The following is a 20,625-nucleotide window of genomic DNA, read 5'->3' on the forward strand; positions in this document are numbered from 1 at the left end:
GGATTTTTTGAAAACGCAAACAGTTTTTTTGAAATAAATCAAAAAAGAAATGGCACATGATTTTCACATGCCATCCCTTTTACACTTCTAACATTTTTTCCGCAATCATTCCTTCAGTTTCAATTCCGGCTGTCTCCAAATCAGAATAAATTTTGCCGTCTTTTAAAAAGATTACTTTTTTTGCACTGTTGGCAACTTTACTATCATGGGTAATCATTAAGATAGTGACACCTAATTCTTGATTGATTTTTTTGAAAATTGCTAAAACTTCTGCGCCAGCATTGCTGTCTAAGTTTCCCGTAGGTTCGTCTGCCATAATAATCTTAGGTTGATTTACTAGAGCGCGACAAATGGCTGTTCGCTGTTTTTCACCTACAGATAATTCTTGAGGAAATTTATTCAATAGTGGTCGCAAACGCAGTGTATCAATCAAACTAGCTAGATAATTTTCAGCTTCTTCTGGTGAACGTTTATCTAGAATCGCCGGGAGCAACATGTTTTCCCGAACGGTAATACTTTCCATCAACTGAAAATCCTGAAAGACAAAACCTAATTTCTTTCGGCGTATATCTGATAATTCGTCTTGATAGAGACTCCAAGTATTTTTTCCTTCAAAAAAGACTTCACCACTGGAGGGAAAATTGATTAGGCCTAGAATTTTCATTAAGGTAGTCTTCCCACAACCGGAGCGACCCATAATACTTATATAATCACCCTCATTAATCGTTAAATCTATGCCCTTTAAAACTTCCTGCTGATCATAATGATGAAAAATTTCTTTGGCTGTGATAATTGCTGTCATTTACTCACCCACTTCATTATTTGATTGCCAAACACTCGATAGACTAGATACCAAACGGCGGCGTAACAACTATCAACGATTATTATCCGCCAGAAAAATTGCAGACTTTCTTGTTGATTAAAAAATCTAATATTGGTCATAATGAAAATGAACACTATGCCAATTAGCCCCGCCATAATTAATGGTAGCCAGAAAAATAAACGCAATTGTTGATTCAAAATTTTTCGCCGTTCTTTTTCTCTTGCTCCTAAAAGTAGTAGTAAGTTTTGCTTTTCAGTCCAGAAATCTTTTTCACCTAAATACTTGGTCAACAACAAACTAAAGCTCAATAACAAACTGATAACTAATAAGAAGACTAGCACAATCATTTCTAGATTATTTTCATTTTTTACATCTATCTCTTGTTGATCCTTCCAATAATAAGGTTGGATTTTTTCATCCCAACGTCGGTCTGATGCATATTTTTGATCGATAAATTGTAGTTCATCAACCATTTTCTTCCCGTGATTGGTTTGAATAAGTACCAATTTCTGTTGTGTTTTAGGAAATGCCTCATCGGCTAAAACAACTAGATTTTCTTGTAATCCCCGTTGAAACATACCCGTCAGAATATTTCGTTCCTGACTTTTAATATCCCGCATTGGAAAGATTCGATCAATATCATTGGTATCATAAAAATCTAATGGTGTCCCGATTCTTAGCCGCGGTTCTTTACTACCAGGATCCCAATCAATTGGTTGTGCTGAGACATTTATTCCTTGCTGATAAACCACATGCCACTGGTTCCTTTTTAAATTTAAAGGTTGTTCTTTTTCACCAACCAATTTCCTTAATTTCTGATAAGTTGTTTCTGAAATTCCTATCTGCTGCCCTTGAATATACATAATCGGTCGGGCGACACCATAGATTTCTGGATCAGAATCTCCATCAACTGAAGTGATCGGTACCATCGGAAAAGTCAGTAGATTTCCTTGATATTTTTGACTTATTTTTTCAAGTTGGGGCAATTCTTCATTATGAATCTTCGCCACAATATCATAAGGAAATAATTGATCCACTTGCACCATTTCACCAGTAATCAGTCGTGGTAACAAAAAACCTAAGCTAAAGACTTGTAACAAAATTAAGATAATAATCAAGTTTGCACTTTTTCGGAAGCGGTAAGTAAAATCATTGAAGGTTAAAAAATGCTGTAAATAGTCTCGGCGTTTTTGTAACCATGCAATAAAAATTTTTAACAAGCCATTCACCAAGCCGATTAGCCCAATCGCTAAAGTAATCAGTACTAAGTATGTTTCGGCTGATTTTCGCCGGGCAAACCACCAAAAAGTAATACCTAAAAAAAGCAGACCAATCAATAACCAGATTATTTTCCCACGAAAATTAATGCGTGCTACCTTCTGAGTACTTTTAGGCTTAAATTGTAACAATCGTAAGGTCTTTTCTTGATGAAAACCCAAAGTTATAACTGCCAAAAAAAGTTGAATCAAAATTGCTAAAAGATACGTCCAAAAATCCAAACGAATCAAAGGAAGGGTTACAATTATACCAACAACAACTGAAACACCAACACAAATCAAATACTCTCGAATCAACATCCACAAAAAGGTTTTACGGCGGATCCCTAAAAGAAACCATAATTCTCCATGATTTTCTTTAAAGGTTAAATACATCCCATTGATAAAGGTTAAAAATATAATCAATAATAAAACCAAAATACCACCAGACTCAATAAAAATCGGCAATAACCCAGTTTTATCAAATATACTTTGCTGACTTTGTCCCGCCGAAAAAGAACGGTACGAAAAAATTAACAATGCAATTGAAAGATACGAAACAAAATTAGCCGCTGACAAGATCAATAGATTTTGGCGGTAAAAGAAAAGATTTTTATTAATAATCTGTTTAAACAAACTGGGATATTTTCCTTTAAAGGCTAATCGTTGTTCTTTATCCAGTTTTTCTGCTTTATTTTTACGGGTTTGCTCAGCATATTGCTGATCTCGTTCTTCTTTTCCTTCCAGATAACGCATTAAGAGAAATTCTAATAACGCCAAAATCGGCATTGGCAAAACTCCCGGGCTAGCTGTAAAGAATGAAAATTGTCCTAGGAAAAAGATGGCAAAAAATAAAGCAACATTTTTTATCATCGGTAAGATTTTAGTTTTTTTCCTAAAAGTCAAAACAACAGCATCCAAAAAGCTGGCTATAATCACCAATATTAAAAAACCCGTGCCAATCTCTGCCTCGATTCCTACTGGAAATTGCGTTGTCCAAAAATGCGAGAAATTTCCACTAGTTAGACTTTCTGTCCATAAACCAATCAAAGTAAATTTCCCAGTATTACCATTTATCACTGGTAAAAATAACCCTAAAACAAATAATAGATAACCATTAACAATTGCTATTTTCCTCATTAATTTGCCCACTCATTCCCCTCCTCACAGGAAACGCTTTCACTATGAGCTTACCACGTAAATTTATTAAAACAAATGGTATTTTACCTACATTTAACTTTATTTTTACTAAAAAATTACATACTTACTTTATACTGAAAACAACGAAGGCAAATAGCTGAAATCTTAAGATTCTCAAAAATCATAAGTAAAAAGAATAGCTAAATTTTTTAATTTGTGTCATAATAACAATGGAATTTCGTTATCAGCGTAATAGTTGCCTTTCGTTTAGATCAAGAAAGGAGAATGAATATGACATTCTATAACACTGAATTAAAATATCGAGTAACACTAAATACTGATTTAAATCTATTTATTGTATTTAATGAAGCTGACGCAAACCAATTTGCGACTGGTGTTACTATCGAACAAGCAGTACAAGAACTAAAAAAAATCGCATAAGGAGTGTAATTCTCACATGAACGATTCCAGTTCTATGTAAAGGCATCTACTGAAGACTAGCGGTAGATGCCTTTTTTGTTGTCCAAAAAAAACTGCCAAATAATTTTGACAGTTTTACTTTACTAAATTTTTCACCATGATTAAATCTGTCTGCGGATCATCCCCCATTACAAAAGTATGGGCAGAAAAATATTCAAATCCTAGTGACTCATAAAAGGCCCGAGCTTTTGGATTTTGATCCCATACTCCTAACCAAATAATTTCTTTTCCTTGTTTTCGTGCCATATCAATTGCTGTTTCAATTAAAAAGCGTCCTAAGCCGTGACGTTTAAATTGACTTAAAATATAGATTCGTTCCACTTCTAAGCCATTATCTAGGATGCTTTCAGTTTGAGTAGAGCCAACATTTAATTTTAAATAGCCAGCTAGCTGTTCTTCAAAATATATAAAATAAAAAGTTGACTCAGAATTAGTCAATTCATCCGTCAATTTTTCAATTGTATAAGCTTCAGACAGATAAGCTTTCATATTTTCAGCAGTATTTCCTGCAGCAAAAGTATCAGTGAAGGTTGTTATACTTAGTTCTTGTAAAATCTTCACATCTGAAACTGTCATTTTTTTTAGTTTTTTTGTCATACTGATTCCCCCAAAATTAATCCACTAGACTTCTCCATGTTTTCAAAGCTTGTTTCATCCCAAACACATTGTGGACTCGGACAATTTCGATCCCTTGATTTAACAAAAAGAGTGAAGCCGTCACTGAACCAAAATCCCGCTGATCTGCTTGTTCTTCTCCCGTCAAGTGACCAATCGTCCGTTTGCGAGAAATCCCATACAAGATAGGGTAATTTTCAAAACGATATTTTTCAGGGTACCGCACCAACTCAATATTTTCTGCCGCTGATTTGCCAAAACCCACACCGGGATCAAAACAAATATTCGCCAGTGAAATCCCGACTTTTTCGCATAATGCAATTTTCTCAGCATAAAAATCAGCCAATCCTACAGCCAAGCTTTGTGAATTTCTTTTTCTCGAATGCATAATAATTATTTTGACTTCAGGATATTTCGCTAAGGTTTCTGCCATATCAGGCGTATCCAAACCTTTTATATCATTGATGATGCTTGCTCCTGCTTGAATAGCCCCTTTAGCAACCTCAGGAAAATAAGTATCCACTGAGATTGGTACCGCCAAACTTTTTAATCCTTCAATTACAGGTATAATTCTCGCTAATTCAATTTCTGGCGACACTTCCTGATATCCCGGGCGAGTCGATTGACCACCAATATCTAAAATATCTGCACCATCAGCTACTAATTGCTTCCCGTGGGCAATGGCCGCAGCCACATCACTATATTTTCCACCGTCAGAAAATGAATCTGGAGTAACATTCACAATCCCCATAATTTGATCTTTTTTTGTAAAATCCATTGATCAATCTCCTTTGATTTTCAGCAATATTTTTTTTAGCGCTTGAATTCTTGGACTATAATGTGCTCTTTCAAAGTCGGTCATTTCAGCCAAAGTTTTATTTAGTGCAGGAATTTTTATAATCGAATCAAAACCATAGCCCATAGTCCCTTTTGGTGGGACGATTTCTCCCACTAGACTGGCTTCACTGGTCAGATAATTGCTCTCATCCATTAAATAAACCAGTGTGGCTTTTAATGTGACTTTTTTTGAAGTTTTCGTATTTTGAAATAAAGCCAAAATTTCTTGATTTTGATCTAACGGATCACTACTTTTGAAAAAACGCTGCGTCTTCAAGCCTAAAATTTCAGGAAAGGCGACCAATTCTAAACCACCATCATCCGCTAAAACTGGTTGTTTCAGTTTCGCTTGATAAAACTTGGCTTTTAAGTAGGCATTCTCAAAATAAGTCTGTCCTGCTTCTTGTGGTTTTTCAGCAATCTGCGAGTATTTTTGATAAGATACTAAGGAAATATTTGAATCATAAATGCCTTGCTGCATCTCTAGTAATTTTCCTTGATTATTGGTAGCGACTATTATTTCCATTACTTAAGCGCCTGTAAAAAATCTTGTTTCCAATCACGATCTTCTTTAAAAATTCCAGTATAATGGTAAGTCTTCGTCAAACTATGGGGCGTTTTTGCGCCACGAATAGTCATACACATATGTTCAGCCTCAATTGCAATGGCGATACCTTGATTAGGAATATTAGCAGCCAATTTTTCTGCAATCATCACAGTCAAATCTTCTTGGACGCTTGGACGTTTTGAGCAATAATCCACTAGTCTCGGAATTTTACTTAGACCAATCACTTTGCCACCAGCTGGAACATAGGCTAAGTGAACTTTGCCATAAAATGGTAACAAATGATGCTCACACATCGAATAAAACTGAATATTTTTCACTAAAACCATATCGTCTTCATTTTTGCTATCAAACAATTTATAGTCATCAAATGCTGGTGTCATCAGTCCACTAAAAATTTCCTGATACATTTTTGCTACCCGTTTCGGAGTTTCTAATAAACCAGTCCGTTCTGGATCTTCACCGATAGCTGTTAATATTTCTTTCACTGCATTTTCAATAATTTGTTCTTTTTCGCTGTCCATCTCTACCATTCCTTTGTGCTTAGTTTCACTTCATTTTGATTGCCTGATGCGTTAATCCAATAATCAATCGGTTCTCCCAAGAGGTTCTTTTCTCGATAAATATCTTTCAAAGGAATTAAAACAAAAGAACGTTTAGTTAATTCCACGTGGGGGATTTTCAATATCGGTAGATCAATCTTTTCATCACCGTATAATAAAATATCAATATCTAGCGTTCGTGGTCCCCAATGAATCATCCGTTGACGTCCCAAGTCTGCCTCCACTTGATGAATAGCTGTCAATAATTCCTCAGGTGTTAAGCTCGTTTCCACCAAAATTGCACCGTTTAGAAAATCATCTTGCACCACATCTCCATAAGGTTTCGTCTCGTATAACTTAGAAGAGGCCAATAAAGAAATGTCGGATCTTTCTGCCAGTAGTGTTCGACCTTTTTTTAAGGTAGCTAAAGAATCACCTAGGTTGCTACCAAAAGCTAAATAACTAAGCATGATTAAACTCTCTTTCCATTTCAATCTCAATATGATCAAAATTTCCCGGCATCGGTACTGAATATTTGCGTACCTTGACTATTGCTTTAGTCAATTGTCCGCCAAAATTTTCTTCAATGACATCTAAAATTGCCGAAACCAAGGCTTCCATTAAATCAAAACTTTTTGATGGAACCAGTCTACTAACTTTTTCAGTTACTTCAGCATAACTAACTGTATCTGCAACATTATCTGATTTTCCTGCTTTTTTTAAGGACGTCTGCATTTCAATATCTAAAGCAATTTGTTGCCCTAATTTTTTTTCTTCCGGTAAAACACCATTATAGGTATAAAAACGTAAATTTTTAATTCGAATCTTATCCATTTCAATTAACTCCTTTAAAAAAATAGCATGTACGCTAATCATAGCAAAACTACTAGATTCCGACCATTAAAAGAGTAAATAGAATCAAAAATATTCTTCTAATAAAAAAAAGATCTATTAAAGAACGGTATCCCTTAGATGCAAACCTTGACGATAAGCATATATTAAAGGACCGATTTTTAATAGATCAGCTATTTCAATTAGATCATGGCAAACAATTGTTTATTGACCATACCAGCCAATACCTTCATCACGCCAACCTTGTTTTACTAAATTGTTATGTTCATTCGTATTTTTGGTGTAATGGTGGGTTCCAGTCTTTGCATTTGGATTATACAAACGATAAAGAGTGGTTGAACCGCCAGAGTACCAACAACGACCTTCATATTTCCAGCCAGATTTTACTAAATGATCTTTTTCGTCGGCAGCCAAAGTATAATGGTGATCGCCAGAGTTTGGATTATATAAACGATAAACTTCAGAACCAGACTTAGGAGATTGCCATTCAACACCTTCATAATTCCAACCGACAGAATCCAACCAATTTTTTTCTTTGGCATCATTCGTGTAAAAATGCTCGCCACTATTTGGATTGTACAAACGATACATGGAATTTGAATTTGTATTATCATATTGAGTCAGATTATAACTTTCAATTACACTATTTAAGGTACTAGCATAAGTAGGCGAAGTTGCGTAACGCCCCTGCAAATAGGCTGTTGCATCTTTGTAAGAATTTGTATTACTTTTCCATGCTCCTGCATAAAAATAAACGCCACTACTAAAAGAAGTCGTTTTAATAACTTTAACATTGTCTAATAAAGATTCCGCATAAGAGGGATATTTTCTAAATGCTGCATCAATTGTAATCCATTCTCCATTAACGTATTCTTGGGTTTTAAAGGTCACCGATTGACCGTTATAATTACCTTTAATTCCAAATAAATTATAATTTGGTGCTGCTGCTAACGCACTTTGACCCCAGCCACTTTCAATAATGGCTTGAGCAATCATTACTGATGCATACATATCATTTTCAGCAGCTAAAGTTCTAGCTGAAGGTGCCACGCTATCAATAAACACTTGTTGATAAGAACTTGCTGCTCGTGTATTTGATGTTGCGCCCAAAACATTTGCTGGATGGGTTGTTTCTATATTTTCTCCATTTGTTAGAGGATTTTCAGTCGTCTCACCAACAATAATTGAATTTTGTTCAGTCGCTTCTTCTACGTTTGTGTCATCAAGAATTTCTTCAGCAAAAACGGTCGTTTGGCTCGCTGCAACAGTACTCAAAACAACTGCGCTAAATAATAGTTTTTGAATTTTCATTTTTTCCTCCTAAAGATTAGCTAGATTGTCATTTTTTTCAGCTAATATTTACAGTTCAATTCATTTTACCTTGATAAATTGAAGAAATCGTTTCAGTTATGTTACAAACGTATTATTTTTAATCGAACACCTGGACTTGGACAAATCCCCACTGAGTTGGAATGTAGTAGCCGTTAACTGATTCATGTTTCAGTGTGCTAGTAACTAAAAAGCCCGTAATATGATAAAGTTTTTGATCATCCATGCTCGTTGTCCGACCAGTTTTTTTCAATAACTCTTCTAAATCTCTTTTAGGCATCAGATAATAATGGAAATCCTGTCCCTTTAAATGTTCAGAGGAAATCGCGCCTTTAAACGTGATTTTTTTCTTTAATTCTTCTTCAGTGAATTTTAATTTAACTGGTGTTAATGTTAACTCTTGAAACTCAATCGTCTCTGACAATAAAAACGCCTCCTTAAAACTTAATTTTTATTTTATCACAGATATCACTACTTATATTACCGGCATGAAAAAAAGCCAACAACAAAAATGAACTCCATTTGCTGCTGACTAAATATTAACTTAATATTGTTACTGTCACACTTCGACGTCCCCATTGAATGCATTCTCCAACAGTTGCAAAATGGCAATCAATAATATTTCCTTTGATGGCACCACCAGTATCTCCGGCAATCGCGATACCATAACCCGAAACCTCCACCATTGAACCTAATGGAATGACACTAGGATCTACTGCTACTACTTGAGGATTTTGCCGTAAATCAATCCCAGTGGCTGTCCAAAAAGTATTGGCAGATTCTGCGAAAGAATAAGCAGTTGATTGCATTGTTATGGTTTTCCCACCAGTATTAGTTATCGGTGTTTCAACTGGTGCCGGTGTTGGCGTATTATTTGTTGGCGCTGGTTGGCTTTCACTTGTTTCAGTTGATGAAGAACTTGTGGTACTTTCTACTGTTGTGGTATCTTCTGTAGCTTTTGTACTTTCTGTAGTTGTTGTGCTTTCTGTTGTCTGACTTGAAGTAACTGTCGCGGAATTTTTTTCAGCTTCAGCTGCTTTCTCCTCAGTTTGTGCAGCTTCTGCAGCAACACGAGCTGCTTCGACCTCTTTAGCTTGACTAATTTGTTGTAAACTTGACTGGTTATTGGCTAATTCTGTTTTTAAATCAGTTAGTTTCGTATCTAATTGTCCCGCTTCAGTTGTTAGATTACTTTCTTGCTCCACTAGATCTGCTTGGGTCTTTTCTTGTGTCGCTTTTAAGTCAACTAGTTTTTCTTGAGCATTAGTTAAGTCAGTGACTTTGTTTTGTTCTGCTCTTTGAATCGTACTTAAAGCAAAAGCCCGATTAACAAACTGGTTAATACTTTTTGAATCTAATAATGCAATGATCGATTTTTCATGGAAACGATTGACTTGGACTTCTTTTAAGCGCTTAGCTACGATTTTTTTCCGCTTTTCAATAGTTTCTTTGGTTTGTTTTATTTCAGTTTTAGTTGCTTTTAAAGTGGATTGATTATCCACAATTTTTTCTTTTATAGTTGCCACACTTTGATATTGTTGGTTGGCGGCATTTAAAGCCAACTGAATATCTCCATTTATTTGTTCACTTTGTTTTGTTAATGTAGTTGTTTCTTGATCTAATTTTTCGACACTTTCAGCCGCTGCAATAGTTGGCGCTACTAATTGCATCATCAAGAGACCACTAAATAAAATACCAAATTTCTTCCTTAACACAAACTCACACCCTTCTAGAACATTATACGAAAAAAAAGCTGGTTAAATGTTTCAATCAGATGACTATCTGATTACAAAAAAATGCTTTTCGCCGAAGCAAAAAGCATTTACTCTTATTTTTCCCGCAATGTTTTAACTACTTGACGAATATCTGGCAAGCTACTTTTTAAATCAGATGATTTCATTGTAGGAAAGGCATTTAAGAAACGTCGTTCTTGTAAATTTAATTTTGGCAACTTTTTGCGAGTTTCGGGATCCTTGAAAGCCTCCAACCACTCTTTTCTTTCCGTTTGTCGTTCCTTTGCCTCTGTTTTTAAAGTATCTAAGCGTTGATTGACATCGGTTTGTAATTGGGTTTTCTTTTCTTGAATGGCTCCACTGAGTTCGGTCATTCTTCTTCTTAATGAAGACACATTGGCCAGTGTAAAACCAGTATCGGCACTAATAAGCATCAATAAAAGAACCGGTAAAAAAATACTAAATCGTGCGTACAATCCTTCTAATATAGTCATCAAGTGGGGATTAAGCACCCGGACAATAAAGACACAGGCTGCCCCCCAAAAAATCGAGACAGGAACCGCCACTCGCCCATTAATATTTAGCGGTACTTTTTTATAATCCCACAAAGTCAGATGAAATATTTTTTCTAATAAAAAACTCGTGATATATTCTAAGATAGTACACAATATAAATGACAAACCAAATAATAAAAAAATATTTTTTTGAAAAGGATCAATTAAATATAAAACGCCGATCACGCCGAAACCATAAATTGGTGTAATGGGACCTAATAAGAAACCTCTATAAACAAAGTGACGGGCTTTAATGCCGCAATAGACTGTTTCCCACAGCCAACCAATAAATGAATATGAAAAAAATAATAGCACTACTAATGAAAATTCTTGTTCCATAATTCCCTCCTTTAGAACCTTTTGTCTAAGTGTAACAAATAATTTTAAAATACGAAAAAATTTTCACTATTTTCTGATATAACAAACAGCTATAATAAGAGTAATTGTTTTTTGAAAGGACGATTTCATGATTTCATTATTACGTTATGCCAAAAAATATCGCCTACAAGTCATCCTTGGACCCGTGTTCAAATTTCTAGAAGCCTTTTTCGAGCTATTATTGCCCTTAATTATGGCGCGTTTAGTTGACGAAGGGATTGTCAAAGGAAATAGCAACAAAGTGATAGAGATGGCTGGCTGGATGCTGTTGCTGTCGATTGTGGGAATGCTGTGTGCTTTTGTCTGCCAATATTTTGCATCAGTAGCCTCTCAAGGTTTTGGTACCGTCCTACGAAATAAACTGTTAGCGAAAATTCAAAGCTTTTCCCATCATGAATTAAATATTTTTGGGACAGATACCTTAATCACTCGCATGACTAGTGATATTAATCAAGTGCAATGGGCCTTAGCAATGTTTATTCGTTTAGTTATTCGGGCGCCTTTCTTGAGTATTGGTTCAGTCATTATGGCTTTTTATATTGACACAAGAATTGGCTTTTTATTTTTACTGATCTTACCAATTTTTTGTTTGGTTTTATTTTTTATTATTCGTTTTTCCGTTCCTTTATACAAAATCGTGCAACAAAAATTAGACGGTTTAAACTTATTAGTTAGTCAAAACTTAACTGGTATTCGGGTCATACGTGCCTTTGCTAGAACGCCAAAAGAACAACAAACATTTAATCAACAAACTGACGACTTAGCAAAAGTCAATCGCCGAGTAGCCAATATCTCTTCCTTATTATCACCGGCAACAACCTTAATTATGAATATCGGGGTTGCTAGCTTACTTTATTTAGGTGGTATCAATATTAACATCGGTCATTTACAGCAAGGACAGATTTTGGCTTTGATAAATTACATGAATCAAATGTTGTTAGCCTTAATTATTGTTTCCGATTTAGTGGTTTTATTTACCCGCGCAGCAGCTTCTGCTAGCCGGATCAATCAAGTTTTTGATACTGAAATTAATTTAGCCGATACTGGTGAAGTGACTGAAACGCTTGAAGAAGTTCCGGTGGTACAATTTGAAAATGTGGATTTTCGTTATCGTGAAGATTGGGCTCTAGTTTTAAAAAATATTTCCTTTGCTTTAAAAAGTGGAGAGACATTAGGTATTACCGGTGGGACAGGTAGCGGAAAGTCTAGCTTGATTGAATTGATTCCACGCTTTTATGATGTTAGCGCTGGGAATCTCTTCTTTTCCGGCACCAATGTCAAAGCTTGGTCACTTGCTCATTTACGTCAAGAAATCGCTCTGGTTCCTCAGACAGCCGTTTTATTTAGTGGAACTATTCGAGAAAATTTACGTTGGGGAAAAGCTGATGCAACCGATGAGGAATGTTGGCAAGCTTTAGATACTGCACAAGCAACAGAATTTGTTCGCCAACTGCCACAACAATTAGATACGGTAATCTTAGAAAATGGGAAAAACTTTTCCGGCGGTCAACGACAACGCTTAACCATTGCTCGAGGAATTATCGCACGACCAAAACTATTAATCTTAGATGACTCTTTGTCTGCACTAGATTACCAAACTGATCTAGATTTACGGAAAGCTTTAAAGAAGGATTTGACTTCTGCGGTCATTATTATTTCTCAACGTTTGCGGTCCTTACAAGAAGCTCAAAATATTCTTCTGCTAGAAAAAGGGAAAATTATTGCCAGTGGGACCCATCAAAATTTACTATCATCATCAGCTGAATATCGAAAGCTTGCAGAATCACAGGAGGAGGCCTAATAATGAATCGACGAAGAAGCTTTTTAACCTCCTTAAAATTATTCTTTCCTTACCTGACTGCCTATCCAAAACAGCTAATTGCTGCAATTATTTTAGGTATTGCCAGTGGTGTCACTTCAGTTACGATGACTTATTTAATCGGAGTTTCTGTTGATCAAATGGTGGGTACAGGAAGTGTCAACTTTTCACAGCTTACAAAAATTCTTACCTTATTTGTCGGTATTTTTTTAGTCACAGTTGTCAGCCAATATTTGATTGCCCGTTTAGGTAATTTTGTAGCTTATGATTCAGTAGCACAATTACGAGAAAGAACTTTTACCCATTTAAATCAGCTGCCGTTAAGTTATTATGATCAGACAACAAAAGGTGACATCGTTAGTCGTTTTACCAATGATATGGATAATATTTCAGTTGCCATTTCTGCGGTTTTCAACCAAGTATTTGCCGGGATGACCGTAGTTATTATTGCCTTGATTTTTATGCTATATCTCAGCCCGACATTAGCGCTAATCGTTTTAGCGGCTACGCCAATTATTTTTCTAGTGACCTATATACTTTCTCGTACGTCACAAAAATATTTTTCTGCACAACAAAAATTAACAGGTGATATTTCCGGCTTTATAACCGAAATGATCGGAAATCAAAAAATTGTGAAGGCTTTTCAACGAGAAACTGTCAATCAACAAAATTTTGAAACCTTAAACCAAGAACTTTATTATCGTGGTCAAAAAGCTCAGTTTGCCTCTTCATTAACAAATCCAGGCTCACGCTTTATTGATCATATGGCTTATTTATCAGTAGGATTAGTAGGTGGATTATTAGCGTTGAATGGGCGGACAGATATTACTGTAGGAATTATTTCCAGCTTTACTATTTATGCCAGTCAATTTACTAAACCATTTATTGATTTATCTGGTATTACTACCCAAATTCAAACGGCTATTGCCGGTCTAGATCGTGCGTTTGATTTGTTAAATCAGCCAGTAGAAGCACCCGATGGGAAAAATTCTCTTGTTTTAACAGATGTTTTTGGAGAAGTCGTTTTTGAACATGTATCTTTCAGTTATTCAAAAGATCGCCCTTTAATCCAAGATTTTAACTTAACAGTAAAACCGGGAGAAACGATTGCTATTGTTGGAAAAACTGGTGCTGGAAAATCAACTTTAGTGAATTTGCTGATGCGTTTTTATGAAGTTGACGCTGGCAAAATTACAATCGATGGCAATGATATCCAAAAAATTTCCCGCGATAATTTGCGCCGCCATTTTGGTATGGTTTTACAAGAGACGTGGTTAATGGAAGCTTCTTTACGGGAGAATCTGCGTTATGGCAAGCCAAATGCTGATGATGAAGAAATTTTCGCAGCATTAAAAGCCGCTTATATGGACGATTTTGTACGGAATTTACCTGAAGGATTAGATACAATTGTGGGTGTAACCGGCTTAAAATTGTCAGATGGACAAAAACAATTATTGACGATTGCGCGCACCATGATTAGTCAACCGCCTATGTTGATTTTAGATGAAGCCACCAGCTCGGTGGATACCTTAACGGAAAAAAATATTCAAACAGCCTTTTTAACCATGATGGAAGGTCACACTAGTTTCGTTATTGCTCATCGCTTGTCTACAATAAAAAATGCCGACCAAATTTTGGTTTTAGATCAAGGTCAAATTGTTGAAATTGGTACCCACGAAAAATTGTTAGAACAAACCGGTTATTATTATCGTTTGTATCATGCGCAATTTACTGAAGAAAATTAAACAAAGAAGGCGAGCTGCGTTAAACAGCTCACCTTCTTTTTTAACGATATTTTTTATAAAATAAAAAACCGAATATGCTAGCCACAACCATAAAAATACCCGAGTATAAAAACCATGCCGCGATCCCAATCTGTTCTGAAATCGGTCCGGCCAATATTAAACCAATAGGCATGGCAGCTGACAACACACTACCTAAAACTGAGAATACTCGCCCCAATTTTTCAGGTGCTACCGTTTCTTGAATATAGGCTGTAAAGGGTATGTTGTACAAATTGCCAAAGCTCCCTAACAAAATACAGCAAATTATAAATAGCCAGTAACCTAATAAACTAGTAGGCACCAAACCACTTGCAAACGTAGCACTACCTAAAGCCAACATAGCAAATTGAGCTACCAATAATTTTTTCTGCCAATGTTTCTTCAAACCAATTAAAAATGCACTAACTAACATCCCTGCAGCATAAGCCAGTTCCACAAAACTTGCATACCAAGCGGACAATTGAAAATGAGAACTGGTCATTAAAGGAAATAGGGTCCCTAATGGTAAAAAGAACACCATTGAAATAAATGAGATGATTAAGACAATCAACATTGCTTTATCTGCCTTAAAAACTGCAAGACCTGCTTTTAATTCATTTAAATAATTAGGCTCTGATGTTAGTTCAGTTCGTGGTGGATTCGGCACTTGAACAATCCATAAAGCAAATGATGCTACCAAAGCACCCAGCAAGTCAGTTAGAAGAATTAGCCACAACGGCATCGCGGCAAACATTGCTGCACCGATAACAGGACCTAACATAAAAGCACCGGATTGCAAAAATTGACTCCAACTATTGGCTTTCACCAATTCCTTTTCAGGCACTAATAATGGTACGATTGCTTGAATCGATGGGGTGTGAAAAACATTTGCTAATGCTCGTAAGAACATCGCAAAAATAACGATATAATAACCTGGATTTCCCAAAAGAAACCACAGTGACAAAACCAAAGCCACTCCACCCATGAATAAATCAGCCATAATAACAACATTTTTTCTAACTAATCGATCTAACCATACGCCAACAAAAGGACCCAGAAACATCTGAGGCAAATAAGCAAACAATCCTGCAATTGATAGCATTACTGCTGAATCTGATTCACTCGCTAGCCACCAAATCAATGAAAATTGGACGGCGGAGCTACCGATTAATGAAACTGTCTGTCCTGATAAAATTGTTAAATATTTTTTCTTCCAAGAGCTTTCCATGCCATACTCCTTGTCAAAATTTATTTTTTAGTAAGTTTGACAAGATCTTTTTTCAAACGCATCGATGCACACATCATTATTCCCTCCTTTTACTAACTAATTAAGCCTAACTTTTCTTTCCAATTCAAAATCCGTAAAACTGATTGATTTAACGCGTCTTCACTGTATTGACCATTTTGAATTGCCTGAATAACATAAGGAATCTGTGTCTGATAACTAGATGATAAGATTAAATCATTACCTGCTTGCAAGGCTTTCAATCCAGCTTCTTCTTGCGAAATAAATTCTGCCAGACCAGCCATATCCATATCATCTGTCATAATCACACCTTTAAAATTCAACTGATCACGCAAAATTTCATGAACTGCCGGCGAAATCGATGCCGGTTGACTGCTATCTATCCCATTCACAATATTATGGGAAACTAAAATACTATCTGCTCCTGCTTGAATGCCAGCAATAAAAGGCTGAAAATCTGTAGTCTGCAACTCTTCTAGACTTCGTTCGTCTGTTACAATTTCAGTGTGAGAGTCACGATTGTTACCATAACCAGGAAAATGTTTTAAAGTCGAGCCGATTTTTTCCTTAGACATTTCACCAACACTTTTTGCCACATATTCGCTGGTCCCGGCAGCATCTAAACCAATCGTCCGATCATAAATAAATGATTCTGGATCAGTAGAGACATCCGCATCAGGTGACATCCCCAGTTGAATGCCTAACTCATTAAAAATCGCAGCTTTTCGATCAATGTCACGAACAATCCCATCAAATCCGTCTTTTTGATACAATTCTTGTGGGTTTTCAAAAGGTGGCGAAACAATTTTATTCCGACTCAAACGGCTGACCGTTCCACCTTCTTCATCAGAAGCAATAAATAATGGCGTTGGACTATTTTCTTGAAATTCAGCAATTTTTTGTTTCAAGTCGGCTTGCCCAAGACCAGCCATATCTCGATCAAATAGCAAATATCCACCTAAATGATAATTCTGAAGATCTTCAATCGCACCTTCTTCAGGAACCCGTGCGAGAAATAACTGGCCCACTTTTTCTTCCAAAGTCATTTGTTGCAACAACTTTTCCACCTGACTTTCTTCTTGTGAACTTTCAACGGTAGTCGTACTGCTACTGATTTGATTTTTTTCAGTCGTTGTCGTTGTCTTATTTTGCTGTCTACAAGCAGCTAATAAAAACAAACCAAATATTCCGATTACTAACCATAAGCATTTCTTTTTAACCAATCTTCTCACCTAATCTGATCATTTTAAGAACCTTCATCAACTGTCTCAAAATTTTCTATTCCTCCAAGATTGTCTATCTGCAGTTGACCATCTTCGGTATTATACTTCAAGGTTGCTTGTTTGTAACGAAAAACCTGCTTGATTTCGTCTAGATTACGATCATTAAAAACCGTATCATAGTGAATTAAGTATTGAACAGTATATTGGTTTTCTAAAGTCATCGTCACACTTTCTACTTCCGGTTGTGCCTTCACTCTGTTTCGTCCATTATCATCTCGAATTTCATTAATAAATTTTTCAAAGTCTTGTTCATCAGAATTTTCTCTAGCATTTACAAAATATTTCCCAAAATCATTTTTTTGAGGGGTCTCAAAAGTAACATATTCACTAGTATAGTCAGATAAGTCATCATATAGCTCAGTTAAAAAATTTTGCACATCATTGCTGGTTTGAACTTCAGAAAAATCCAGCGTGATCATCGACTGGAGATCATTAGCCTCGTAATCTTCAGCTAAATATTCATCATCATCAATTCTCCGTGAACTCGTTTTCAGCTCTTCATCATCCAATTGATAACGTAATTCAAGAGTCAATCCTTGATGCCAGACATAATCATTAATTTCGGCAAAGCCTTCATCAATAGTCGCTACAGCTTCATCATCCAAATAAACTTGAGCACCATCGATATTTGATGTAACTTTAAAAGAAATTCGATGTAAATCTAAGTGTACGTTACTATTTTTTTCAAAATCATTATTTTTATAACGAACCAAATCCAAATTCGCTTGATTTTCTTGACCCTCCAAACGACCGCTTAATTCATATCGACCAGGTGTCAGCGGACCTAAAGTTAGTAGGTAGTCATCACCTTTGGAAGTTCCCTGTTTTTTGCCATCAAGAAAAATTTCCGTGCCTGCTTGATCGGTCGAGATTTTTAAATAAACCGGTAGCAATTCTAACTGATATTTTTTAAATAATCCAAAGTATCTCCCAGTTTGCTTTATGTTAAAATCTTGCAGTTCCACCTGATTGGTGCGTAATGATTCAATAAAATCAGTGAAATTTTTCTCATGGCTTGAAAGCTGATAATAATCAACCAATCTGTCTAATTTTTTACTAGAAATCTGATAATCTTCTTCGCCAGAAATAACCATCTTAGTCAATTTTTCACTATCTCCGGCTTCAAACGCATCAGCGATTCGATTCATTTGACGATGATAGTTATAATAATAATTTCCAAAAAAGAGGCCGCCGATTAGCATAGCAGCAATTACACTGAATAAAGCGATAAAAATTTTTGAATGTTGATTGATGGATTTTTTTTGCTTCGAAGCTGAAGGTATAATTTGAGTATCAAGATTTATGTTTTCTAAAGAATGGCCACAATTCTCACAAAAGTGGGCATCTTCAGTATTTTTATATTTGCAGTTCGGACAAATTTTCATGATCATCTCTCCTAAAAAAAACATCGCAACTTTATTAGTAACGATGTTTTGAGTTATTTTAGATTTACGCTTGATAACAAGCTAAAGCAAAGTCGCCAATGGCACTTCGCAAGCCTTCAGAATTAATCACACTATTGGTTAACACAACTAGCGCAAAGGGGGCTTTTTCACTAAAAACCAAAGCAATATCATTTTCTACTCCTGCCAGCTCACCAGTTTTATTCGCGACTACTGTTCCTGTTGGTAATTTGCTAGGAATTTTGGTTTGAATCCCTTGTCCTTTTAAAATAGTTAGCATCTGACTAGATGGATAAGTGGTTTGATTGGTATAAATCTTTTTCAAAAATGCCAGACAATCATTTAAGGAGGTATAATTTTCTTTCCCTGCACCTTGGGCAGTATAATCTAACATTTTTCGCTCTATCCGAGTATTGGTATAACCTTGTGTTTGAAAATAAAAATTTAATTGTTCCATTCCAAAATAATCAATCAATACATTGGCTGCTTCATTGCTGCTTTGTTGAATCATTGGATATATCCAGGAATCTAAAGTAGCTCCTTGAATCATTGTCTCAGTTGTTAAACTACCATTTGAAATTTGACTGTAAGCATAATCCATCACAAATACTTTGATAATACTAGCTGCTATCATCGGCTGAGTATTGTCATTTGAAATTGTTTTTCCAGAATCAAAATAGTAGGCACCATACGCAACTTGACTGGCATTTGCTTCCAATTGACTAGCATCTAATTGAACTGATTGTATTTCTTCAGTCGTTGCAGTTGTCTTTTCGTCACTACTATTGACAGTCGATTCTATTGTATTTAAAGTGGACTCGGTACTACTTTCTTTGATTATTTCACTTGTTTCTGATGTTTTATTTTCTTGAAAGATTCGCGTCGTGGCATAGTACGATCCGCCAGCTAATAAACAAAGACCTAAAGCAATGCCTAGATATATCGGATATTGCTTTTTATTTTTTTTCCGCAATTCTCTTCGACCCAAATTGATACATCCTTTCCTAGTAAGTCAACCAAACTTCGTTGACGCCGCTACCTTTGTGGGAGCCATCAGTTAATGCCAAACGAGATGAATAAGAAAGATAGCCATAATATACTTGCTTACTGCCACCTTCCCAAGTCACAGTGATTTTCACATCTGGATGTATCGTTTTAGTTTCCGGCATCGAACTTGGATACTGCTCATTTGTTTCATAGCTTAAAATATCTCCACTTGCACCAGTAATTGTTGCTGTTCCAAAATATTGTGAACCTCCAGCATTCGTCTGTGTGACTGCACCATTGGCACTAATTTTTAATGTTTGATGTTTTTGACTAGATTGATTGTAGTAAAAACTATAAGTATTAGCCCATTTACCATAGCTACCAGTAAAAGCACTCCCACTTGGTAAAGATTCAGAACGACTGTCTCCTTGATTATTATCGGTTTCTTTTTCTTCACGTTCATCCTCTTTTTCTTCTTCGATTCCCTCATCGTTTTCTTTAGTCAACCGATCGACTTCATCTTTAATCGGAGAATAAATGGTTTTCCCTAAATCGCTGGCAGAGATGGTTGCTAATTTACGATTTGATTCTTTGAAATCCCCGTTAATTGTTAAAGCTTTGGCTTCAGCAATCACATCATCATACTTAGTTGGATCATCAGAAGAAGTCGTGGTGGTCGTCTTAATTACCGAATCTGGCTGATTATTTCCCACAACAGCAAAAGCTACTCCTCCAACAACAGCGACAACTGCCAAAGCAGCTATAATGATAGGCCATTTAGGTTTTGGTGCTTTCGGCTGTTTATTTATGACGAAATTTTCTCGTGCTTGTGTTTTTGAATGGTTCATTTGTGATCGGCTCCCCAGTTCAGTTCGCTCAACTGAAAGCTTACTACCGCAATGTTCACAAAATAATGCAGTTTCTTCATTTTCATAATGACAATTTGGACAAATTTTCATCAATACCCCTTCTCCCTTTAAAAAATCCCAACAAACAAAATTATTACTTATATTATAACTT

Annotated in this window: 20 protein-coding genes; 3 read left to right on the forward strand and 17 right to left on the reverse strand. The window is 35.8% G+C overall.

Annotation, left to right across the window (positions count from 1 at the left end; all coding sequences use genetic code 11):
* Window positions 1-79: 79 nt before the first annotated feature.
* Together KUA55_RS13400 and KUA55_RS13405 are read right to left on the reverse strand one after the other, a co-directional pair.
* Window positions 80-802, reverse strand: coding sequence for an ABC transporter ATP-binding protein (locus KUA55_RS13400; RefSeq protein ID WP_218326887.1), 723 nt, complete (start codon window positions 800-802; stop codon window positions 80-82).
* Window positions 799-3,231, reverse strand: coding sequence for a hypothetical protein (locus KUA55_RS13405; protein ID WP_218326888.1), 2,433 nt, complete (start codon window positions 3,229-3,231; stop codon window positions 799-801). Before KUA55_RS13405 ends, KUA55_RS13400 begins: the two co-directional genes overlap by 4 nt.
* A 279-nt stretch (window positions 3,232-3,510) precedes the next feature.
* On the opposite strand from KUA55_RS13405, the gene KUA55_RS13410 reads away from it, so the two are divergent.
* The gene (locus KUA55_RS13410) at window positions 3,511-3,660 is read left to right on the forward strand and encodes a hypothetical protein (protein ID WP_218326889.1); all 150 of its coding nucleotides are present in this window, start codon (window positions 3,511-3,513) and stop codon (window positions 3,658-3,660) included.
* 114 nt (window positions 3,661-3,774) lie between these two features.
* Here the strand turns inward: KUA55_RS13410 and KUA55_RS13415 are convergent, their stop codons facing one another.
* The 10 genes from KUA55_RS13415 to KUA55_RS13460 form a co-directional block, all read right to left on the reverse strand.
* Complete coding sequence (locus KUA55_RS13415) at window positions 3,775-4,296, reverse strand: GNAT family N-acetyltransferase (RefSeq protein WP_218326890.1); 522 nt, start codon at window positions 4,294-4,296, stop codon at window positions 3,775-3,777.
* A 16-nt stretch (window positions 4,297-4,312) separates the two neighbouring features.
* Entirely contained in the window at window positions 4,313-5,092 is a 780-nt protein-coding gene (gene folP / locus KUA55_RS13420; protein ID WP_246601528.1) for a dihydropteroate synthase, read from the reverse strand.
* 3 nt (window positions 5,093-5,095) lie between these two features.
* Window positions 5,096-5,677: a non-canonical purine NTP pyrophosphatase gene (locus KUA55_RS13425; RefSeq protein ID WP_218326891.1), complete on the reverse strand. Its 582-nt coding sequence runs from the start codon at window positions 5,675-5,677 to the stop codon at window positions 5,096-5,098.
* Entirely contained in the window at window positions 5,677-6,249 is a 573-nt protein-coding gene (gene folE, locus KUA55_RS13430; protein ID WP_425514622.1) for a GTP cyclohydrolase I FolE, read from the reverse strand. The genes KUA55_RS13425 and folE overlap by 1 nt, the downstream gene beginning before the upstream one ends.
* Window positions 6,243-6,728, reverse strand: a complete 486-nt coding sequence (gene folK, locus KUA55_RS13435; protein WP_218326893.1) for a 2-amino-4-hydroxy-6-hydroxymethyldihydropteridine diphosphokinase — start codon at window positions 6,726-6,728, stop codon at window positions 6,243-6,245. The genes folE and folK overlap by 7 nt, the downstream gene beginning before the upstream one ends.
* Window positions 6,721-7,092: a dihydroneopterin aldolase gene (gene folB, locus KUA55_RS13440; RefSeq protein WP_218326894.1), complete on the reverse strand. Its 372-nt coding sequence runs from the start codon at window positions 7,090-7,092 to the stop codon at window positions 6,721-6,723. The genes folK and folB overlap by 8 nt, the downstream gene beginning before the upstream one ends.
* Window positions 7,093-7,314: 222 nt before the next feature.
* Complete coding sequence (locus KUA55_RS13445; RefSeq protein ID WP_218326895.1) at window positions 7,315-8,421, reverse strand: glycoside hydrolase family 73 protein; 1,107 nt, start codon at window positions 8,419-8,421, stop codon at window positions 7,315-7,317.
* Between the two features lie 118 nt (window positions 8,422-8,539).
* Complete coding sequence (locus KUA55_RS13450) at window positions 8,540-8,863, reverse strand: hypothetical protein (RefSeq protein WP_218326896.1); 324 nt, start codon at window positions 8,861-8,863, stop codon at window positions 8,540-8,542.
* Between the two features lie 115 nt (window positions 8,864-8,978).
* Complete coding sequence (locus KUA55_RS18555; protein WP_343214726.1) at window positions 8,979-10,154, reverse strand: 3D domain-containing protein; 1,176 nt, start codon at window positions 10,152-10,154, stop codon at window positions 8,979-8,981.
* Between the two features lie 113 nt (window positions 10,155-10,267).
* Entirely contained in the window at window positions 10,268-11,065 is a 798-nt protein-coding gene (locus tag KUA55_RS13460) for a putative ABC transporter permease (RefSeq protein ID WP_218326897.1), read from the reverse strand.
* 127 nt (window positions 11,066-11,192) lie between these two features.
* On the opposite strand from KUA55_RS13460, the gene KUA55_RS13465 reads away from it, so the two are divergent.
* Both KUA55_RS13465 and KUA55_RS13470 read left to right on the forward strand, forming a co-directional pair.
* A complete protein-coding gene (locus KUA55_RS13465; protein ID WP_218326898.1) occupies window positions 11,193-12,905 on the forward strand; it encodes an ABC transporter ATP-binding protein in 1,713 nt (570 codons plus the stop codon).
* A 2-nt stretch (window positions 12,906-12,907) separates the two neighbouring features.
* Complete coding sequence (locus KUA55_RS13470; protein WP_218326899.1) at window positions 12,908-14,668, forward strand: ABC transporter ATP-binding protein; 1,761 nt, start codon at window positions 12,908-12,910, stop codon at window positions 14,666-14,668.
* 40 nt (window positions 14,669-14,708) lie between these two features.
* Here KUA55_RS13470 and KUA55_RS13475 read toward each other — a convergent pair whose 3' ends face one another.
* The 5 genes from KUA55_RS13475 to KUA55_RS13495 form a co-directional block, all read right to left on the reverse strand.
* Window positions 14,709-15,914, reverse strand: a complete 1,206-nt coding sequence (locus KUA55_RS13475; RefSeq protein WP_218326900.1) for an MFS transporter — start codon at window positions 15,912-15,914, stop codon at window positions 14,709-14,711.
* 92 nt (window positions 15,915-16,006) lie between these two features.
* Window positions 16,007-17,155 (reverse strand): glycoside hydrolase family 3 protein, encoded by a 1,149-nt coding sequence (locus KUA55_RS13480; RefSeq protein ID WP_218326901.1) that lies wholly within the window; start codon window positions 17,153-17,155, stop codon window positions 16,007-16,009.
* Between the two features lie 23 nt (window positions 17,156-17,178).
* On the reverse strand, window positions 17,179-18,600 hold the full coding sequence (locus tag KUA55_RS13485; RefSeq protein WP_218326902.1) for a zinc ribbon domain-containing protein: 1,422 nt from the start codon (window positions 18,598-18,600) through the stop codon (window positions 17,179-17,181).
* Window positions 18,601-18,664: 64 nt separating this feature from the next.
* Window positions 18,665-19,606: a serine hydrolase gene (locus KUA55_RS18375; protein WP_246601529.1), complete on the reverse strand. Its 942-nt coding sequence runs from the start codon at window positions 19,604-19,606 to the stop codon at window positions 18,665-18,667.
* 16 nt (window positions 19,607-19,622) lie between these two features.
* Window positions 19,623-20,564: a zinc ribbon domain-containing protein gene (locus tag KUA55_RS13495; RefSeq protein WP_218326903.1), complete on the reverse strand. Its 942-nt coding sequence runs from the start codon at window positions 20,562-20,564 to the stop codon at window positions 19,623-19,625.
* Window positions 20,565-20,625: the final 61 nt, after the last annotated feature.

It is taken from the genome of Enterococcus alishanensis (assembly GCF_019218635.1).
Lineage (GTDB): Bacteria > Bacillota > Bacilli > Lactobacillales > Enterococcaceae > Enterococcus_A > Enterococcus_A alishanensis.